Origin of the sequence: Apibacter sp. B3919 (genome assembly GCF_026537405.1) — a bacterium.
In the GTDB taxonomy this organism is placed as follows: Bacteria; Bacteroidota; Bacteroidia; order Flavobacteriales; family Weeksellaceae; genus Apibacter.
The window spans coordinates 170,403-187,170 of sequence record NZ_JAFNMG010000003.1; the positions used below are offsets into that span (position 1 = coordinate 170,403).

At 30.6% G+C, this 16,768-nt stretch carries 15 protein-coding genes and 1 riboswitch; of the genes, 6 read left to right on the top strand and 9 right to left on the bottom strand.

The features are described from left to right. Positions 1-20: 20 nt before the first annotated feature. The 3 genes from nusA to J3U20_RS06785 all read right to left on the bottom strand — a co-directional run bounded on the left by nusA (position 21) and on the right by J3U20_RS06785 (position 3,060). Positions 21-1,256, bottom strand: a complete 1,236-nt coding sequence (nusA, locus tag J3U20_RS06775; RefSeq protein WP_105296345.1) for a transcription termination factor NusA — start codon at positions 1,254-1,256, stop codon at positions 21-23. A 19-nt stretch (positions 1,257-1,275) separates the two neighbouring features. Beyond that, positions 1,276-1,743, bottom strand: coding sequence for a ribosome assembly cofactor RimP (gene rimP / locus J3U20_RS06780; RefSeq protein WP_160542514.1), 468 nt, complete (start codon positions 1,741-1,743; stop codon positions 1,276-1,278). A 207-nt stretch (positions 1,744-1,950) separates the two neighbouring features. Then, a complete protein-coding gene (locus J3U20_RS06785) occupies positions 1,951-3,060 on the bottom strand; it encodes a PorV/PorQ family protein (RefSeq protein WP_185150300.1) in 1,110 nt (369 codons plus the stop codon). A 155-nt stretch (positions 3,061-3,215) separates the two neighbouring features. Here J3U20_RS06785 and J3U20_RS06790 point away from each other — a divergent pair, with 155 nt between their 5' ends. Genes J3U20_RS06790 through J3U20_RS06800 form a run of 3 tightly spaced genes read left to right on the top strand, consistent with a single transcriptional unit; the run spans position 3,216 to position 5,312 of the window. Continuing rightward, positions 3,216-3,962, top strand: a complete 747-nt coding sequence (locus tag J3U20_RS06790; protein WP_160542515.1) for a CDP-alcohol phosphatidyltransferase family protein — start codon at positions 3,216-3,218, stop codon at positions 3,960-3,962. Further along, on the top strand, positions 3,943-4,707 hold the full coding sequence (locus J3U20_RS06795) for a 3'-5' exonuclease (protein ID WP_160542516.1): 765 nt from the start codon (positions 3,943-3,945) through the stop codon (positions 4,705-4,707). Before J3U20_RS06790 ends, J3U20_RS06795 begins: the two co-directional genes overlap by 20 nt. Next, positions 4,704-5,312: a fumarylacetoacetate hydrolase family protein gene (locus J3U20_RS06800; RefSeq protein WP_160542517.1), complete on the top strand. Its 609-nt coding sequence runs from the start codon at positions 4,704-4,706 to the stop codon at positions 5,310-5,312. The genes J3U20_RS06795 and J3U20_RS06800 overlap by 4 nt, the downstream gene beginning before the upstream one ends. A 5-nt stretch (positions 5,313-5,317) precedes the next feature. Here the strand turns inward: J3U20_RS06800 and J3U20_RS06805 are convergent, their stop codons facing one another. The 6 genes from J3U20_RS06805 to tpx all read right to left on the bottom strand — a co-directional run bounded on the left by J3U20_RS06805 (position 5,318) and on the right by tpx (position 13,123). Beyond that, entirely contained in the window at positions 5,318-6,013 is a 696-nt protein-coding gene (locus J3U20_RS06805) for a DUF421 domain-containing protein (protein WP_160542518.1), read from the bottom strand. A 410-nt stretch (positions 6,014-6,423) separates the two neighbouring features. Next, positions 6,424-8,730 carry a 5-methyltetrahydropteroyltriglutamate--homocysteine S-methyltransferase gene (gene metE, locus J3U20_RS06810; RefSeq protein WP_160542519.1) on the bottom strand — a complete coding sequence of 769 codons (2,307 nt, stop codon included), beginning with the start codon at positions 8,728-8,730 and terminating at the stop codon, positions 6,424-6,426. Positions 8,731-8,922: 192 nt separating this feature from the next. After that, a riboswitch (cobalamin riboswitch) is annotated at positions 8,923-9,112 on the bottom strand. Positions 9,113-9,233: 121 nt separating this feature from the next. Next, positions 9,234-10,334 (bottom strand): NADH:flavin oxidoreductase, encoded by a 1,101-nt coding sequence (locus J3U20_RS06815; protein WP_160542520.1) that lies wholly within the window; start codon positions 10,332-10,334, stop codon positions 9,234-9,236. Between the two features lie 20 nt (positions 10,335-10,354). Beyond that, the gene (locus J3U20_RS06820) at positions 10,355-11,086 is read right to left on the bottom strand and encodes an SIMPL domain-containing protein (protein ID WP_160542521.1); all 732 of its coding nucleotides are present in this window, start codon (positions 11,084-11,086) and stop codon (positions 10,355-10,357) included. A gap of 83 nt (positions 11,087-11,169) precedes the next feature. Next, a complete protein-coding gene (fbaA, locus tag J3U20_RS06825; protein ID WP_105296353.1) occupies positions 11,170-12,237 on the bottom strand; it encodes a class II fructose-bisphosphate aldolase in 1,068 nt (355 codons plus the stop codon). 388 nt (positions 12,238-12,625) lie between these two features. After that, entirely contained in the window at positions 12,626-13,123 is a 498-nt protein-coding gene (tpx, locus tag J3U20_RS06830) for a thiol peroxidase (RefSeq protein WP_160542522.1), read from the bottom strand. A gap of 252 nt (positions 13,124-13,375) precedes the next feature. On the opposite strand from tpx, the gene J3U20_RS06835 reads away from it, so the two are divergent. The 3 genes from J3U20_RS06835 to J3U20_RS06845 all read left to right on the top strand — a co-directional run bounded on the left by J3U20_RS06835 (position 13,376) and on the right by J3U20_RS06845 (position 16,614). Then, a complete protein-coding gene (locus J3U20_RS06835; protein ID WP_160542523.1) occupies positions 13,376-13,903 on the top strand; it encodes an NUDIX domain-containing protein in 528 nt (175 codons plus the stop codon). 439 nt (positions 13,904-14,342) lie between these two features. Continuing rightward, on the top strand, positions 14,343-14,693 hold the full coding sequence (locus J3U20_RS06840) for an MGMT family protein (RefSeq protein ID WP_255448180.1): 351 nt from the start codon (positions 14,343-14,345) through the stop codon (positions 14,691-14,693). 61 nt (positions 14,694-14,754) lie between these two features. After that, positions 14,755-16,614 (top strand): Nramp family divalent metal transporter, encoded by a 1,860-nt coding sequence (locus tag J3U20_RS06845; protein WP_160542524.1) that lies wholly within the window; start codon positions 14,755-14,757, stop codon positions 16,612-16,614. Positions 16,615-16,768: the final 154 nt, after the last annotated feature.

A 16,768-nucleotide genomic window follows, 5' to 3' on the forward strand; every position in this document is an offset into this window, starting at 1 on the left:
TTTATTGAAAGAAATTTACATTATTCTTCAAATTCTTCTTTTAAAATACGGATCACATCTATAATGGTTTCTTCTTCTAAATCCGTAAGTTCTAATAAATCATTTACATCTTTTTCTAATACAGATCGTGCTGTATCTAATCCTACTTTTTTCAATTCTTCAATAACCCAGCTTTCTATTTCATCGGAAAATTCTGTCAATTCAATATCTTCTTCTTCCGGCTCATCTCTTCGGACATCAATCTCATATCCTGTTAACCAACTAGCCAATTTAATATTTTGTCCACCTTTACCTATCGCTTTAGATACTTCTTCCGGTCTTAAGAAAACTACTGCATGTTTGTTTTCTTCGTCTAATTCCATAGAAGATACTTTTGCGGGACTTAAAGCTCTTTGGATAAATAATTGCTGATTGTTGGTATAACTGATTACATCTATATTTTCATTTCTTAATTCTCTTACAATTGAATGGATTCTAGATCCTTTCATACCGACACATGCTCCTACCGGATCTATTCTGTCATCATAAGATTCTACTGCTACTTTGGCTTTTTCTCCCGGTATACGAACTGTTTTCTTAATGGTTATTAATCCATCATATATTTCAGGAATCTCAAATTCAAACAGTTTTTCCAAAAATTTAGGTGAAGTTCTTGAAAGGATAATTAATGGTTTTCCTCCTTTAAAGCCTACTTCTTCTACCACGGCTTTTACGGTTTCTCCTTTTCTGAAGAAATCGGATGGTATTTGATTTTCTTTGGGAAGTATCATGTCATTTTGATCTTCATCCATTAAGATAACCTGCTTATGACGAATATAATGGACTTCACCGCTTACAATTTCTCCTTCTATTGATTTGAATTTTTCATATAAATTAGAGTTATCGTATTCGGCTATTTTTGTGTTCAATACTTGTTTGAATGCAAGAATATTTCTTCTTCCTAATTCGTTTAATTCAATCTTTTGGGTATATTCTTCTCCTACTTCAAAACTTGGATCAATTTTTCTAACTTCACTGATTTCTATTTCTAACAAATCATCTTCAGACATTTCATCTTCAACGATTTTTCTATTTAAATATATCTCCAAGTCCCCTTTATCAGGGTTAACAATAACATCAAAATGATCATCTGAACCATATCTCTTTCTTAAAACGGTTTTCATTGATTCTTCAACGATTGCCATTAAAGTAATTCTATCTATATTTTTCTCGTCTTTAAAATCTGCAAATGATTCTATTAACTCTATACTATCCATCGGTCCGTTCTAATTTAAATTAAAATTTTATATTAATTGTTGCTCTTTTTATATTGCTGTAAAATATTTCTTCTTTGACTTCTATAGTTACTTTTCCTTTACCTACTTCTTTAGCCCTTCTTTCCTTCCATGTAAGAACTACTTTTTCTTCGTCTGCATCAACTATAGTTCCATTTAGCTCTCTATTTTCTATAGTAATAATCTGTAGATCCCTTCCCTTATTTTTCACATACTGTCTAGGATATAATAAAGGATTGGTTATACCGTAAGAATAAACTGACAATTCAAAATCTTCTTCTTCTCTGTCTAAGTTATTTTCAATTGCTCTACTGCAATCTAAACAATCTTGCACAGAAACTCCTTCGTCTCCGTCTATGGTAACTTCAATTTTATTAGTTTGAGAAACTTTACAAGATATTAAAAACAAATCTGCTCTAGTTTGAAGAAATTCTTCTAATAATACATTTACTTTCTCTTCCAATGCCATAATAACACCCTCTAATAAACAACTAAATCTTAACAATAATTTACTATACTATTTTTTCTAAGAATAAAGTACAAAAAAAAGCCCTTGTAGATAGGCTTTTAATAATCTTTTAAATCCCAAAAACTTTACAAATGTAATACTTATTTTCTAAATAATAAAATTATACTCTCTATGTATAAGATAATTACAGTTTTATATTTTATAAAATTATTTAATAAACTCTGCCATATCGATTTTTACTGAAAATATATTAGAATATAATGCAACTGAAGAATTTCCGATATTAGTAAGTGCATAATCTACTGTTACTCCTTTATACCGAAACCCTATACCTGCATTGGGCTGAATTGTTAATTTTCTTGAATCGTCAAAACGGGTTTCATATTGCATATTATTTAATCCCGCTCGTAAAAAAACCACATGATCATAATCTAATTCTATCCCTAAAGATGGTGACATACTCAGCGCTTCTGATGAAAGCCAATCATTATTTTTATCAAATTCAAAATTTAAATCTAACTCAGCCAACAGCCCGAATTTATCATTTAAATCGAATTTTTTGGCTGCGCCTAATTTTAATTTAGGCATGGTTAACTCTATTTTATCTTTAGGCGCTTCATTAAGTGTTTCTCCGTCTAATTCTAATTTATTTAATTTTTTTTCATTTACGGACCATGCATTAAAAGTGGTTGTTATATCTCTGGCCATAATTCCAAAATAAAATTGATCTTGGGTTCGATATTGCAATCCCGCGTCTAATCCAAAACCGAATGCATTGGCAAATTTACCGATATGCCTATATACTATTTTTGCATTTGCTCCTATTGAAAGATTAGGGTCATTGAATAAATTACCGGCATAGGAGGCCATAAAAGCATAATCTGCCGTTGAAAATCGACTTATTTTATTGTAATCTATATTCCCTTGATTATCGATCAATTGAGTAGTATTCATAATATCATCAACCGCAAATCGGTAGAGCGAAAAACCAATCGTTCCTTCCGTTCCACTGTTTAAAGGAATTGCTGCAGCTGCATATTCATATTTGGCGATGGATTGAAAATATTCTGCATGCATCAAAGCTCCTTGCCAAGCATCTCTGACTTCCGTCAACCCTGCCGGATTCCAATATCCTGCATTTACGTCCGATACACTAGCTATCACTGAATTACCCATCCCAAATGCACGAGCATCTGCTCCTATATTTAGAAATTCATTTGAATACTTTCTAAATGCTTGCGCATGAAGATTTATATTAAAATGAAAAGCCCAAATGAGGATGCTTAAAGTAATTTTTTTTAGAATTTTCCCTTTCAACAAATAGTATTTTTTTGTATAAATAAACTATCGTATAAACGTTGAAAACCGTTATTTATTACTTGCGCTGCCTCGGATTTTTAAAAATAATTATTACTTTTATAACTTAATTTGCTTTGTATTTAACAATACATTATTCATAAATACCTGAAAAAATGAAATATCTTCCTAATACACTAACTCTTGCTAATTTACTTTGTGGTAGCATTGCGTGTATTTTAACTATAATAAAAGCTCCCATTGAATATATTTTAATCCTGCTTTTATGTTCTTTGATTTTTGATTTTTTCGATGGTTTCGCCGCCCGTCTTGCAAAGGTTTCCGGCCCTTTTGGTAAGGAACTTGACAGTTTGGCAGATATTGTAACGTTTGGCGTATTGCCCGGTTTATTTATGTTTACCATGTTGGGAGGAGATGATTTTTATTCTCGTATAAGTACGTTTTCAAACGGATTTATTCATAATAAATACATCGTTTTATTTCCATTTTTTGGATTGTTGATTACTTTATTTTCCGCTCTGCGTCTTGCTAAATTTAATTTAGATGAGGAACAAAGTTATTATTTTAAAGGATTGCCTACTCCTGCAAATACTATCTTGATATTTTCATTATACTATTTACATCAAAATCATACGTATTTATTATTGGATAATTCTTGGTTTCTATTATTCATTACTGCCTTATCAAGCTATTTACTGGTTGCCAATATTCCCTTATTAGCTTTTAAATTTAAAAACTTAACCTGGAAAGATAATTCTCTTGTATACTCTTTCCTTATAATTTGCATAGTATTATTAATTTTCCTTAAAATATCAGCTATACCAATACTTATATTAATTTACTTAATTTTATCAATTATATTTCGAAAAAAAATTATTTCAAATGGAACTAAAACTACATAAATCAATCTGCTTTTTCGATCTTGAAACTACCGGAATAAATATCAGCAAAGACCGGATAGTTGAAATTAGTATATTTAAAGTAAACCCTGACCAATCAAAAGAGAGTAAAACTTGGAGAGTTAATCCTGAAATTCCAATTCCAAAAGAATCGTCTTTAATTCATGGAATTTATGATAAAGATATTGTCGATGCTCCTACTTTTAAAGAAATTGCTCCTCAGGTTCTCGAAATGATTAAAGATTCTGATCTTTCTGGATATAATTCCAATCGATTCGATATTCCATTACTTGCGGAAGAACTTTTGCGAAACGGATTTGAATTTGACATAAAAAAACACCGCCCGATTGATGTTCAAGTAATCTTTCATAAAATGGAACCCAGGAATCTTTCCGCAGCTTATAAATTTTATTGCGATAAGAATTTAGAAAATGCTCATTCTGCTTCTGCAGATACTTATGCTACGTATGAAATATTAAAGGCTCAACTTGAAAAATATGAGGATATTCAAAACGATGTGAAATTCCTTCATGAGTTTACCATGCAAAATAAAAATGCTGATTTGGCAGGATTTGTTGGAATAGATAAGGATGAAGACGAGGTTTTCAATTTTGGAAAATACAAAGGTAAAAAATTGAAAAATGTGTTTTTGAGTGATTTAGGATATTATTCCTGGTTAATGAATGCTGATTTTCCTTTATATTCGAAAAAAATTTTTACAAGAGCAAAATTAAAAAGTGTTTTATGAAATTTATCTGTGTAGGAAGAAATTATAGCAATCACGCGAAAGAATTAAACAATGAGATACCTAAAGATCCGGTTTTATTTATTAAACCGGATACCGCTTTAGCCAGACCCGGTGATGATTGGTATATTCCAGAATTCACTGAAAACCTTCAGCATGAAGTGGAAGTTCTTATAAAAATTTCTAAAGTTGGAAAATACATTCAACCGGAATTTGCCGGAAATTATTACTCTGAAATTGGACTTGGCATTGATTTTACTGCTAGAGATTTACAAGACCGATTAAAAGAAAAAGGGCTTCCCTGGGAAAAATCCAAGGCTTTCGATCGATCTGCTTTAATTGGAAATTTTGTAAGTAAAGATAAGTTTAATTTAGATAATTTGAATTTTTCTTTAGTGAAAAACGGCAATATTCAGCAAAAAGGAAATACTTCAGAAATGATTTTTTCATTTGATTACCTCGTCTCATATATTTCTCAATATTTTACTTTAAAAATGGGCGATATTATTTTTACCGGAACGCCATCGGGAGTTTCAAAGCTTAGTGAAAATGATTTTCTGGAAGGTTTTATTGAAAATGAGAAGTTTTTTGAGGTTAAAATCAGGTAATAGTTTTAATCATTAACCTTCAATTTATAATCCTGACTTTTTGGTACAATAAAAAATTTATTCGGAGACCACTGTGCAATGAAAATTTTGGACACATCATCATATCCTTGTTTTCGTAATTCATTTTTTAGCCAATCTTCTGTTTTATCGATTCCTTCTAAATAGACATGGTTAATTTTGCCATCAATAACCAGTAAGACTGCGTATTTATCATAATCATCCGTAAATGCGGTAATGGAACCGTCTTGTTCCATTTGAGCAAAATATACTTTAGATATATCGTATATACCATTATTTTTTAGTACACTGGCATAAGTCATTATATCAATCTTAGCTTTTTTAAATCCTTCTATATTAAATTTTCCTTTTAATACTAAAGGTATAATAGGACCTTCTACTAACCCTCTTAAACGACTATATTTTTTTGTGAGAAAGGCTATTAAATATACAATGAATGTCCAAATAAACAACACTAAGGCAAATTCCATAATAGAAATATTCGGATTATATATAATTCCACCTACCAAGCCCCCTAAGACTATATTCTGAATTAGATCAATTCCGGAAACTTGGTTTAAAATGGTTCTTCCTACTAATTTAATGTAAATTAAAACGGCGATAAATGCTACTACTAATTTTATCGATATAAATATGTTATCATATATATTGAAGCTTCCGAAAACTGCATTTTTTAGATCCATGATATTCTATATTTGTAATTTAGTGTTATATACAAAAATATAAATTAATTTAATATATTAATGTATAATTATTAAAATGTTTCTTATTTTATTTTAAAGAAATATATACATATAAAATTATAATAAAATGAAAATAAGCTGAAAGCATAATGCTTTCAGCTTATTCTTAACACATAAAATGTATAATCAACTTTTGTTTCTTATCCTATTTTAGCTATTTAAAATTAAAATACTACTAAGACAATTATGATTTTGTTTTAATAAATCATTTTTAAGTTTTAATTTATCGAACTCTAGAATTTTTTAAGTTTTCATTGCATTCTAACCTTTGGTTTAAACGACTTTTAAGAAGTTAAGATCATATTTAAAACATTTATACGTATTATACCGACCGATACTAAAAAGATCGTTTAGTATTGTTCTCGCATTTCTGTTGCTGCTCCTACCATTTCAATTAATGCTTTTTCTGTTTCTTCCCATCCTCTTGTCTTAAGTCCACAATCCGGGTTAATCCACAATTGCTCTACCGGTATACTTTTAATTGCTTTTTTCAATAAGGAAACCATTTCATTTTTGGACGGTATTCTCGGAGAGTGTATATCATAAACACCCGGACCAATATCGTTAGGGTATTTAAATTCTGAAAAAATGTTTAGCAACTTCATATCCGATTTAGAGCATTCTATGGTAATTACATCCGCATCCATATCTGCTATGTTTTGTATGATATCATTAAATTCAGAATAACACATATGGGTATGAATTTGTGTTTGATCTTTTACCCCACAGGATGCAATTCTAAATGCTTTTATAGCCCACTCTAAATAGGTTTGCCAATCTTTTTTTCGTAACGGCAGCCCTTCTCTTATGGCCGGTTCATCTATTTGAATAATTCGTATTCCCGCTTTTTCCAAGTCTACTACTTCTTCTCTAATGGCTAATGCAATTTGGAAACAGGTATCTTTTCTCGGTTGATCGTCTCGTACAAAACTCCATTGCAATATAGTTACCGGTCCAGTCAACATACCTTTTACATTTTTATTTGTTAAGGATTGTGCATAGGAAGACCATTTCACAGTCATAGGATTAGGCCTGAATATATCGCCATAAATGATGGGTGGTTTCACACAACGGCTTCCATAACTTTGTACCCATCCGTTTTTGGAAAATGCAACTCCTTCTAATTGTTCTCCAAAATATTCCACCATGTCGTTTCGCTCAAACTCCCCGTGAACCAATACATCTATACCTATTTTTTCTTGGAATCGTATTGTTTTTTCAATTTCCTTTTTAATCAGCTCTTCATATTCTAAAGGTGTTATCAATCCTTTTTTTATTTTAGATCTCCAACTTCTGACTTCGGATGTTTGAGGAAATGAGCCGATCGTAGTTGTTGCAAATAAAGGCAACTGCAAGGCTTCAGATTGTTTTTTCTTTCGTTCTGAAAATATGGAATTTCTTTTATCTTCTACTTTTTCAATATTCCTTATTTTTTCTTTTACTTTTTCGTTATGTATTAAAGCTGATGTTTTTCTGCTGGTTGCAGCCGCTATATTTTCCTGTAATTTTTTTTGTAAATCCGGGGAATCTTCTTTAGACGCAAGCTTTTTTAAGGTTACTACTTCATCGATTTTCTGTTTTGCAAAAGCCAACCAATTTTTAATTTCCGATGAAAGGGCTTTTGTATCTGTTTCCAATTCCAAGTCAACCGGACTATGAAGAAGTGAACAAGAAGGAGCTATTAAAATTCGGTCTTTACCAATTTTGGAAACAGCTTTTTGAATAAGTTTCAAAGATTTTTCGAAATCATTTTTCCATATATTTCTTCCATCAACGATCCCTAAAGAAAGGATAAGTTTTTCCGGAATTTTATCTAAAACTTCATCTAATTGTTCCGGACAACGTACCAAATCTATATGTAATGCTTGTACGGGTAGATTAAAAGCAAGTGCTAAATTGTCTTTCAATCCGTCAAAATAGGTAGTTAGTATTTTATTTATATAAGGAAATTGTTTATGTATTTCTTTATAGGCATATTGGTAGGATTCTTTCGCTTTTTCATCTAAATCCAAAGCTAAGAAAGGCTCATCAAACTGCACCCATTCAACTCCTTCTGTCTTTAATTTATTTAGGATTTCTATATAGACAGGAAGAATATTTTTTAGTAAATCCAGCTTATTGAAGTTTTCCTCTTTTTCTTTTCCCAACAACAAATAAGATACAGGGCCTATTATAACCGGCTTTGTATGGATTCCTGCATTTTTAGCTTCTAAATATTCATCAATAATTTTTGTTGAAAACAAGGAAAATTTCTGATTACTTTCAAATTCAGGGACAATGTAATGATAATTGGTATCAAACCATTTGGTCATTTCCATGGCTTTTATATCAATACCTTCTTTTTGATGTCCTCTTGCCATGGCAAAATATAAGTCTAATTCTGTATTTGATTTATCCAGTATTACCTTATTATATCTTTTAGGGATAGCCCCGACCATTAGTGACATATCAAGTACCTGATCGTAATAAGAAAAATCATTAGATGGGATCCAATCAATCCCTAATTTTTGTTGAGTTACCCAGTTTCGGTGCCGGATATCTTTACTTGTTATCATCAGTTCTTCGACTGACGCTTTACCTGCCCAATATTTTTCACAGGCTTTTTTAAGTTCTCTGTCACTACCAATACGCGGATAGCCAAGATTGTGTGTTTGCATTTTTATAACTTTTTAAACGATTATATTATAAAAAGCTCTTATTGCTAAACTTCACAATGCTCTCTTTCTTTGTTAAATAAAATCAAATTTCAAAACAATTTTTGACATACAAGTAAACTAATTATTCTAATGATCTTAAAGTTTCTCGTAGCCCAATTATATTTTTTGTGATCTTGCTTTTACTCGCGAAAGCATTGTCAATTAAGAATAGGCAGGTCTCCTGGCTTATAACATTTTATCTACCTTCTCACCGTTTAAATCGGCAATGGTTTTTATTGATAAAATTTTTTTTAGGTTACTTACAGTTGCGCGTCAGCTCATGATTCACACATGATTCCCTATTAAGTCGTTTTTACACAGCACCTTATTCTTGTTGATAAAGAAATTAAGTAAAGAACTTATATATACAAAGATAAAAAACCTTTGCTTTTATTTCTTTATTAAAATAAATAAAAATTAAAACTTGGTTTTTGTTTTTATTTTACTACTATTTTATGTTTTTATTAGTATAATTCTTTAAGTTGATCTTTAGAAAATCCTTTAAATTCAGATAAGTTTCCATTTTTAATTTTTAATACCCATTCAGGATCTGCAAGTAACGCTCTTCCTACTGCTATTAAATCAAATTCGCCTGCATCTAATCTTCTATTTAATTCGTTAAGAAAATTATTAGAAGCCTCAAAACTTTGTCCTTTGAATGCCCCTAAGAAATCCCCGGTAAGCCCCACAGATCCTACACTTATGGAAGGTTTGCCCGTTATTTTTTTTGCCCATCCTGCAAAATTTAAATCGGAATTTTCAAATTCGGGCTCCCAAAATCTTCGTTGTGAGCAATGAAAAATATCAACTCCGGCATCTGATAACGGTAGTAACCATTCTTCCATTTCTTCCGGTGTCTTTGCCAATTTTGCGGAATAATCTTGTTGTTTCCATTGTGATAAGCGTAATATTATAGGAAAATCTTCTCCTACCGCATTTCGAACCGCTTTTACAACTTCAATGGCAAAACGACTCCTTTCGGCCAGGGTAGCTCCTCCCCATATATCATTTCTTTTATTGAGCTTATCCCAAAAGAATTGATCGATCAAATATCCGTGCGCTCCATGCAATTCCAGAGCATCAAAACCTATTTTTTTGGTTTGGTAAGCTGCTTCTGCAAAAGCCTCAATTGTATTTTCAATATCACTTTCGCTCATTTCTTTTCCGCCTTTTGTTTCCGGATTTAAAAGTCCGGATGGTCCCTCAAAAGGCTCTGATGGTGTCCAGTTTTTATGGGCAGGTATTATTCCCATATGCCAAAGTTGCGGAGCTATTTTACCACCTTTAGCATGAACTTCTTCAACCACCTTTTTCCAACCTTCTAAGGCTTGTTCTCCATAAAATACAGGTATATTGGGATCATTGGAAGATGCCGCCCTGCGAACAACGGTTCCTTCTGTTATAATTAAGCCCACTTCGGCCTGTGCTCTTCTTTGATAATAATCAGCTATTTGTTTACCGGGGATTCCATCATAAGCAAATGATCGGGTCATAGGCGCCATGACTATTCTGTTTTTTAATGACAGTTTTTTTGATGTAAACGGTTGAAATAATTTATGTACCATTTTAATTTATATCGTAGTTATTATTTAATTTCATATTCTAAACGAATGGTAATGCTTGCTGTTTTTTTCTTGGATGATACATTAAATGCTCCTCCCCAAGAGTAATCATCTTCAGATGAATTTTGAGCAGTTATTTGAAAAACCCCTTGATTGGCATTTTTTAATTTGCCTATTTTACAACCGGCGTTAATTGCTATTTCTTCTGCTCTTTTTTTTGCATCTTTGGTTGCATCTGAAATCATCTGTATTTTTAAATCAGATAATTTAGTATAGTAATATAAAGGCGATCGGGAATAGAGTTCTACTCCGTTATTAATCAATTCTGTAATTTGACGGGAAAGATCTTCAACTTTTTTCACATTTTTAGATTCTATGGTTATGGTTTGATTTAATTCATACCCCGTAAATATATTTTGATTTATTCCTTCATTGTATCTACTATCATATTGTTTACTTATTTCTACTGAGGAAAAAACTATTTCTTTATCGGAAAATCCTTTGGAAATCAGATATTCTCTTACTTTTTTTCTATCTGCATCTAATTCGGCATAAGCTTGTTTTAAATCGAGATTTTTCTTAGAAAAATCGGCTTTCCATACTATTAAATCAGATTCAAAATCTTTTGTGCCTAATCCTTTTACTGTTATTGTATTGGATTGATTTCTTTTTTGGTAAGAATTACCTAAAAAATAAGCAGCAAGAACGATTGAAATGGACGCTAGTAATGTTGATACTATTAGATAATTTTTCATACTCTCTTTTTTCCAAATATACAAAAAAAGCACCTCAAATAAAGGTGCTTTCATTTTTTATAAATAAAATTTATATTTTTTTACTATAATGTGTTGATATTATTTAAATCTTCAAAAGCTTTTTCCAATCTTTTAGAGAATCCTTCTTCACATTTTCTCATCCAAACTCTTGGATCATAAAATTTCTTATTTGGTGCTTCATCTCCGGTTGGATTTCCTACTTGAGTTCTTAAATAATCAATATTTTTTTCTACATAATCTCTTGCCCCTTCGGTATAAGCGAATTGTAAATCTGTATCAATATTCATTTTTACTACTCCGTAGCTAATAGCTTCTCTTATATCTAACAAGGAAGAACCTGATCCTCCATGAAATACAAAATTAATCGGTTTTGAAGGTCCGCCTACTTGTTTTTGAACGTATTCTTGTGAGTTGTGAAGTATTTTAGGCTCTAATTTAACATTTCCCGGTTTATACACTCCATGTACATTACCAAATGCTGCTGCAATAGTAAAATTAGGACTTATTGCGCTTAATGCTTTATACGTTTTATAAACATCCTCAGGTTGTGTATATAATTTTGAGCTTTCTATATCTGAATTGTCAACTCCGTCTTCTTCTCCACCTGTTATCCCTATTTCAACTTCTAGAGTCATTCCTAATTTTGCCATTCTTTCAAAATATTTGGAAGAGATTGCTAAATTTTCATCTAAGGGCTCTTCTGAAAGATCTAGCATGTGTGAAGAGTATAGTGTTTTTCCTTCTTTTTTATGGAATTCTTCACATGCATCTAATAACCCGTCAACCCAAGGTAATAGTTTTTTTGCACAATGATCTGTATGTAAAATTACAGTTGCCCCATAGGCTTCTGCCAACGTATGGACATGTTTTGCTCCAGCTATAGCCCCTAAAACATCTGCTCTAAGGGAAGAGTTTTTATATCCTTTACCTGCATTAAATTGAGATCCTCCGTTTGAAAATTGTATAATTAAGGGAGCATTTACTCTAACAGCTGTTTCAAGAGCTGCATTTACATTGCTAGATCCTATAACGTTACATGCCGGTAAAGCAAACTGATTTTCTTTAGCATAATCGAATATTTCTTTTACTAGCGAACCGGTTGCTACTCCTGCTGGAAATTTTCTGCTCATGATATTATAATTTTTTTTGTTATACTTTTTTAAATTGTAAATGTAAAAACTATTTATATCTCAAAGAGTTATTTTATGTTGAAATTTCTCATGTTTTATTTTTTTTAACAAAAAGTTATAATTTTATTGAAATTATCGGGTTAATTTCTCATTATACATCTAACGTTTTATAAAAACTTTAGTACTTTTTTAGAATTTATCATATTTCTTTTAAAATATAAATTTTAATTACTATTTCAAGAGTGAGTACCTTTTTTTACTTTACATTGAATTCAAACAATTATTAGTCTCAATTATCATACTAATCTTTCATTTGGAGAAATTAGAAAAAAATACAAATGCCTCATATTTGAAAAATATAAGGCATTCCTTTTATTTGATAGATTTTTTATTTTAATATAGCTGTTACTTTTTCATAATTAGGCTCATGAGTAGTTTCAGCTACTTGTTCTTCATAAATAATTTCTCCTGACTCATTAAGAACAAGTACTGATCTGCTAAGTAATCCTTTTAACGGGCCATCTGCAAATTCTAAATTATATACCTTACCAAAATCTGAACGAAAGGCAGAAAGCGGGATAACATTATCTAAACCTTCTGCGGCACAAAAACGTTTTTGAGCAAAAGGAAGGTCTTTTGAAATACATAAAACCACAGTGTTTTTCATTTCAGATACTTTTTCATTAAATTCTCTGACAGACATAGCGCATGTGTCTGTATCCACACTTGGAAATATGTTTAAAACAACTCTTTTTCCTGTATAATCCGATAATTTTTTTTCTGATAAATCCGTATCCACTAATATAAAATCTGGAGCCTTACTTCCTATTGATGGTAGGTTTCCCAATGTATGAACTTCATTTCCTTTTAATGTTATTGTTGCCATTGTATTATTTTTATTTACGGTTAATTATTACTATTTATTACTATGATAGATTTACAAAGACCAATGTATGAAATAATATTAATTTTGATGATTTGTAAAATATTATATTATATAATTCTTTTATTAATAATTTCTATTTAAATGTTACTATTTATTTTGAAAAGTATTTTCTATTATTTTTATATAAAATAATTTTTGATATCTATATTTTTAAAATACTTAATTAAATTTGGGTATTAAAACTTATGTGATATGCAACCCATTTTCAAATTCTGCCCAAATTGTAAAAGTGATCATTTAGAATATCCGCATGGATCTAAAATTGTATGTTTAAATTGTAATTTTGAATACTATCACAATACAGCCGGTGCAACCGCTGTGGTTATTCAGAAAAATGACGAAATATTATTTACTATTAGAAACAAAGAACCTAAAAAAGGCTTTTTAGATCTGGCAGGAGGATTTATTGAAGCCGAAGAAACCGCTGAACATGGAAGTTTTAGGGAATTACAAGAGGAATTAAATATATCGATTGATTTATCTAAATTAAAATATATATGTTCCCATCCTAATACTTATTTGTACAAAAACATCCTATACAATACCATTGATTTATTCTTTCTTTATAAAGATGAGAATTTATCTATTGGAGATTATGATCCGATTGAATTAAAAGGATATGTGTGGAAAAAATTATCCGATATAGATCTTAATGAAATTGCTTTCGACAGTCACAAGAAAACGCTAACTCTTTTGAAAAATAATTTAAAGGGATCTTAAGTATACTTGTTTTCTTGTAAATTATGAAAGCGTATCGGTATTTTGATTATTAATTTTATATTAAATTTTAAACCACTATAATTAAAAAACAAGTCTAAAAAAGAAATGATTCTAATTAAATTAGAATCATTTCTTTATTTTTACTTTCAAATTTAATAAAAAACAATAATTATTTATAGAAAGTAAAAATCTCAAATTCTCATTTTTTATGTTATGTTTGAAGCCTAAACTTCCTGTCCTGCTAATATAATAAATTATATTTTATATATAAAATTTAAAGCAAATAATTTAATAATAATCAATAAATTTTATTCTTTACTTGTAAAATTATTAATAGAAGGACACAAAATGTATTATCTTTTTTTCTTACTTTTCAGTACTTAAAATGTTTTAAAAAATTTAGTTGCATCGCATTTTATTTGCTTACACTAGTTAATTAATGAAAATTATTTTTTTCATTTATTCCATGGAATCTACCAATTTTTATGAAAGGGTATATGAAATTGTACGAAAAATACCTTACGGTAAAGTAACTACTTACGGACATATTGCGGCTTATTTGGGAGTTAAAAGTTCCTCCCGAATGGTAGGTTATGCCATGAATTCTTCCCATTCAATATCAGACATTCCGGCTCACAGAGTTGTAAACCGAAACGGAATGTTAACCGGAAAGTTTCATTTTCCCACCCCTACACTTATGGAAGAACTTTTAGAAAATGAAGGAATCCCAATTAAAAACGATAAGATCATTAATTTTAAAGATTATTTATGGATACCTGAAAATGATTGATATTATATTTTACAATGCAAAAATTTTATTTAAATTTGCAAATATTAGAAAAGCCTAACAATTGAGTAAGAAATCTCTTCAAGAAGTTCATGAAAGTATTAATACCGAAAATCCAAAAAGATGGAAAAGGATACTTTCTTTTTTCGGGCCGGCTTACCTAGTGGCCGTTGGATATCTTGATCCCGGAAACTGGGCAACTGACATTGCCGGGGGCAGCAAATTTGGATATGCTTTAATCTGGGTTCTATTAATGAGCAATATTATGGCATTATTGCTTCAAGCATTAAGTGCTCGTTTAGGTATTGTTCGCGGATTAGATTTGGCTCAAACTAACAGGGAGTACTATCCGAAATGGATGAACTATATTCTATATGGTTTTGCTGAAATAGCGATAGCTGCAACAGATTTAGCCGAAGTTTTAGGAATGGCCATTGGTTTACAGCTTCTTTTCGGCCTTGATCTTATTTGGGGTGTTTGGTTGGCTGCGTTGGACACACTGCTGTTACTTATTTTACAACGATTTGGCATACGAAAAATGGAAGCGTTTATCATCGCTTTGGTGGCTATTATAGGAGGTTGTTTTCTTATTGAAATGTTTTTAGCTAAGCCTGATCTTATTGAAGTTTCTAAAGGATTTAAACCTACTCTTCCCAATACTGAGGCTTTATATATTGCAATTGGTATTATTGGGGCAACTGTTATGCCGCATAATTTGTATCTTCATTCCGCTTTGGTTCAAACCAGAAAAATTAAACGAGATTATGAATCCATAAAACGAGCCATTAAATATAATTTTTTTGACAGTCTCATCGCATTAAACATGGCTTTTTTTGTAAATGCTGCCATTTTAGTGCTTGCTGCTTCAACATTTTACAGTGCCGGATTACATGATATAGAAGGATTGCATGATGCATATAAAATGCTATCCAATTTATTAGGTCCTCTTTCTCCTGTTCTTTTTGCTATTGCTTTAATTGCTGCCGGTCAAAGCTCTACCGTAACCGGAACGCTTGCCGGTCAAATTGTTATGGAAGGGTACTTGCACTTTAGAATGAATCCTGCTTTACGAAGGTTATTAACACGTATTATAGCTATTATACCGGCTGTGATTGTAATAAGCCTATTGGGCGAAAGTTCCGTTGATGAAATGCTTATTTTTAGTCAAGTGCTTTTAAGTATGCAATTAGGTTTTGCCGTAATCCCTCTAATCCATTTTGTCAGTGATAAAGAAAAAATGGGAAAATTTGCTATTAATTTACCTTTAAAAATTATATCTTGGATCGTATGTACAATCATTATCCTGTTAAATATAAAGTTAATTTACGATGAAGAAATTAATGTTTATTACAATGAGGATATAATTTTAAGTGTAAAAATTATTTTGGGAATTATATCTTTATGCTTACTATTATTCTTGATTTGTATTGTTTTATATCCTTGGATAAAAAAGTCCCAAAAAATAAATTTTGGTATTCACCAATTACCTTCTCAAAAGAGTATAGATAAATTACATCCATTCAAAGTTATTGGTATAGCATTGGATTTTACTAAAGGCGATCAGCGGGTTCTGAATTACTTACCAATTTTCGCTGATATTAGTTCTCGAATTGTATTGTTTCATGTTACTGAAAGTGCTTCTGCAAACTATAACGGTAAATTAGCAAATGATTACGAAGTGAAGTTTGATCAAAATAAATTGGATGATTATAAAAATTTTCTACTAAAAGAAGGATATATGAATGTCGAGACTAAATTAGGGTTTGGTAATCCTACTATATCACTTCCTAAATTAATTAATGATACTAAAGTTGATGTCTTACTAATGGCAAAACATGAATATAAAGGAATCCCTGATTTTACGTTTGGTATAATGGCTAATCGATTAAGCAATAAAACGAACGTTCCTATTTTAGTAGTATAAATTACGAATTTAGAATATTTTACTTCTATATTTAGCTTTATAATGATCATTTCACGCATCATAACATGGTTTTACAATTATTTAAAAGTGTGTATATTTTATTTAAATCAATTGTAAAAACGAACTCAAACTTTTTATGAAACTTATCTTATAA

Excerpts from the sequence above, each read along its gene's own strand:
- nusA (WP_105296345.1), bottom strand. The coding sequence starts at position 1,256 with ATGGATAGTATAGAGTTAATAGAATCATTTGCAGATTTTAAAGACGAG.
- rimP (WP_160542514.1), bottom strand. The coding sequence starts at position 1,743 with ATGGCATTGGAAGAGAAAGTAAATGTATTATTAGAAGAATTTCTTCAA.
- J3U20_RS06790 (WP_160542515.1), top strand. The coding sequence starts at position 3,216 with ATGAAATATCTTCCTAATACACTAACTCTTGCTAATTTACTTTGTGGT.
- J3U20_RS06795 (WP_160542516.1), top strand. The coding sequence starts at position 3,943 with ATGGAACTAAAACTACATAAATCAATCTGCTTTTTCGATCTTGAAACT.
- J3U20_RS06800 (WP_160542517.1), top strand. The coding sequence starts at position 4,704 with ATGAAATTTATCTGTGTAGGAAGAAATTATAGCAATCACGCGAAAGAA.
- J3U20_RS06805 (WP_160542518.1), bottom strand. The coding sequence starts at position 6,013 with ATGGATCTAAAAAATGCAGTTTTCGGAAGCTTCAATATATATGATAAC.
- metE (WP_160542519.1), bottom strand. The coding sequence starts at position 8,730 with ATGCAAACACACAATCTTGGCTATCCGCGTATTGGTAGTGACAGAGAA.
- J3U20_RS06815 (WP_160542520.1), bottom strand. The coding sequence starts at position 10,334 with ATGGTACATAAATTATTTCAACCGTTTACATCAAAAAAACTGTCATTA.
- J3U20_RS06820 (WP_160542521.1), bottom strand. The coding sequence starts at position 11,086 with ATGAAAAATTATCTAATAGTATCAACATTACTAGCGTCCATTTCAATC.
- fbaA (WP_105296353.1), bottom strand. The coding sequence starts at position 12,237 with ATGAGCAGAAAATTTCCAGCAGGAGTAGCAACCGGTTCGCTAGTAAAA.
- tpx (WP_160542522.1), bottom strand. The coding sequence starts at position 13,123 with ATGGCAACAATAACATTAAAAGGAAATGAAGTTCATACATTGGGAAAC.
- J3U20_RS06835 (WP_160542523.1), top strand. The coding sequence starts at position 13,376 with ATGCAACCCATTTTCAAATTCTGCCCAAATTGTAAAAGTGATCATTTA.
- J3U20_RS06840 (WP_255448180.1), top strand. The coding sequence starts at position 14,343 with ATGAAAATTATTTTTTTCATTTATTCCATGGAATCTACCAATTTTTAT.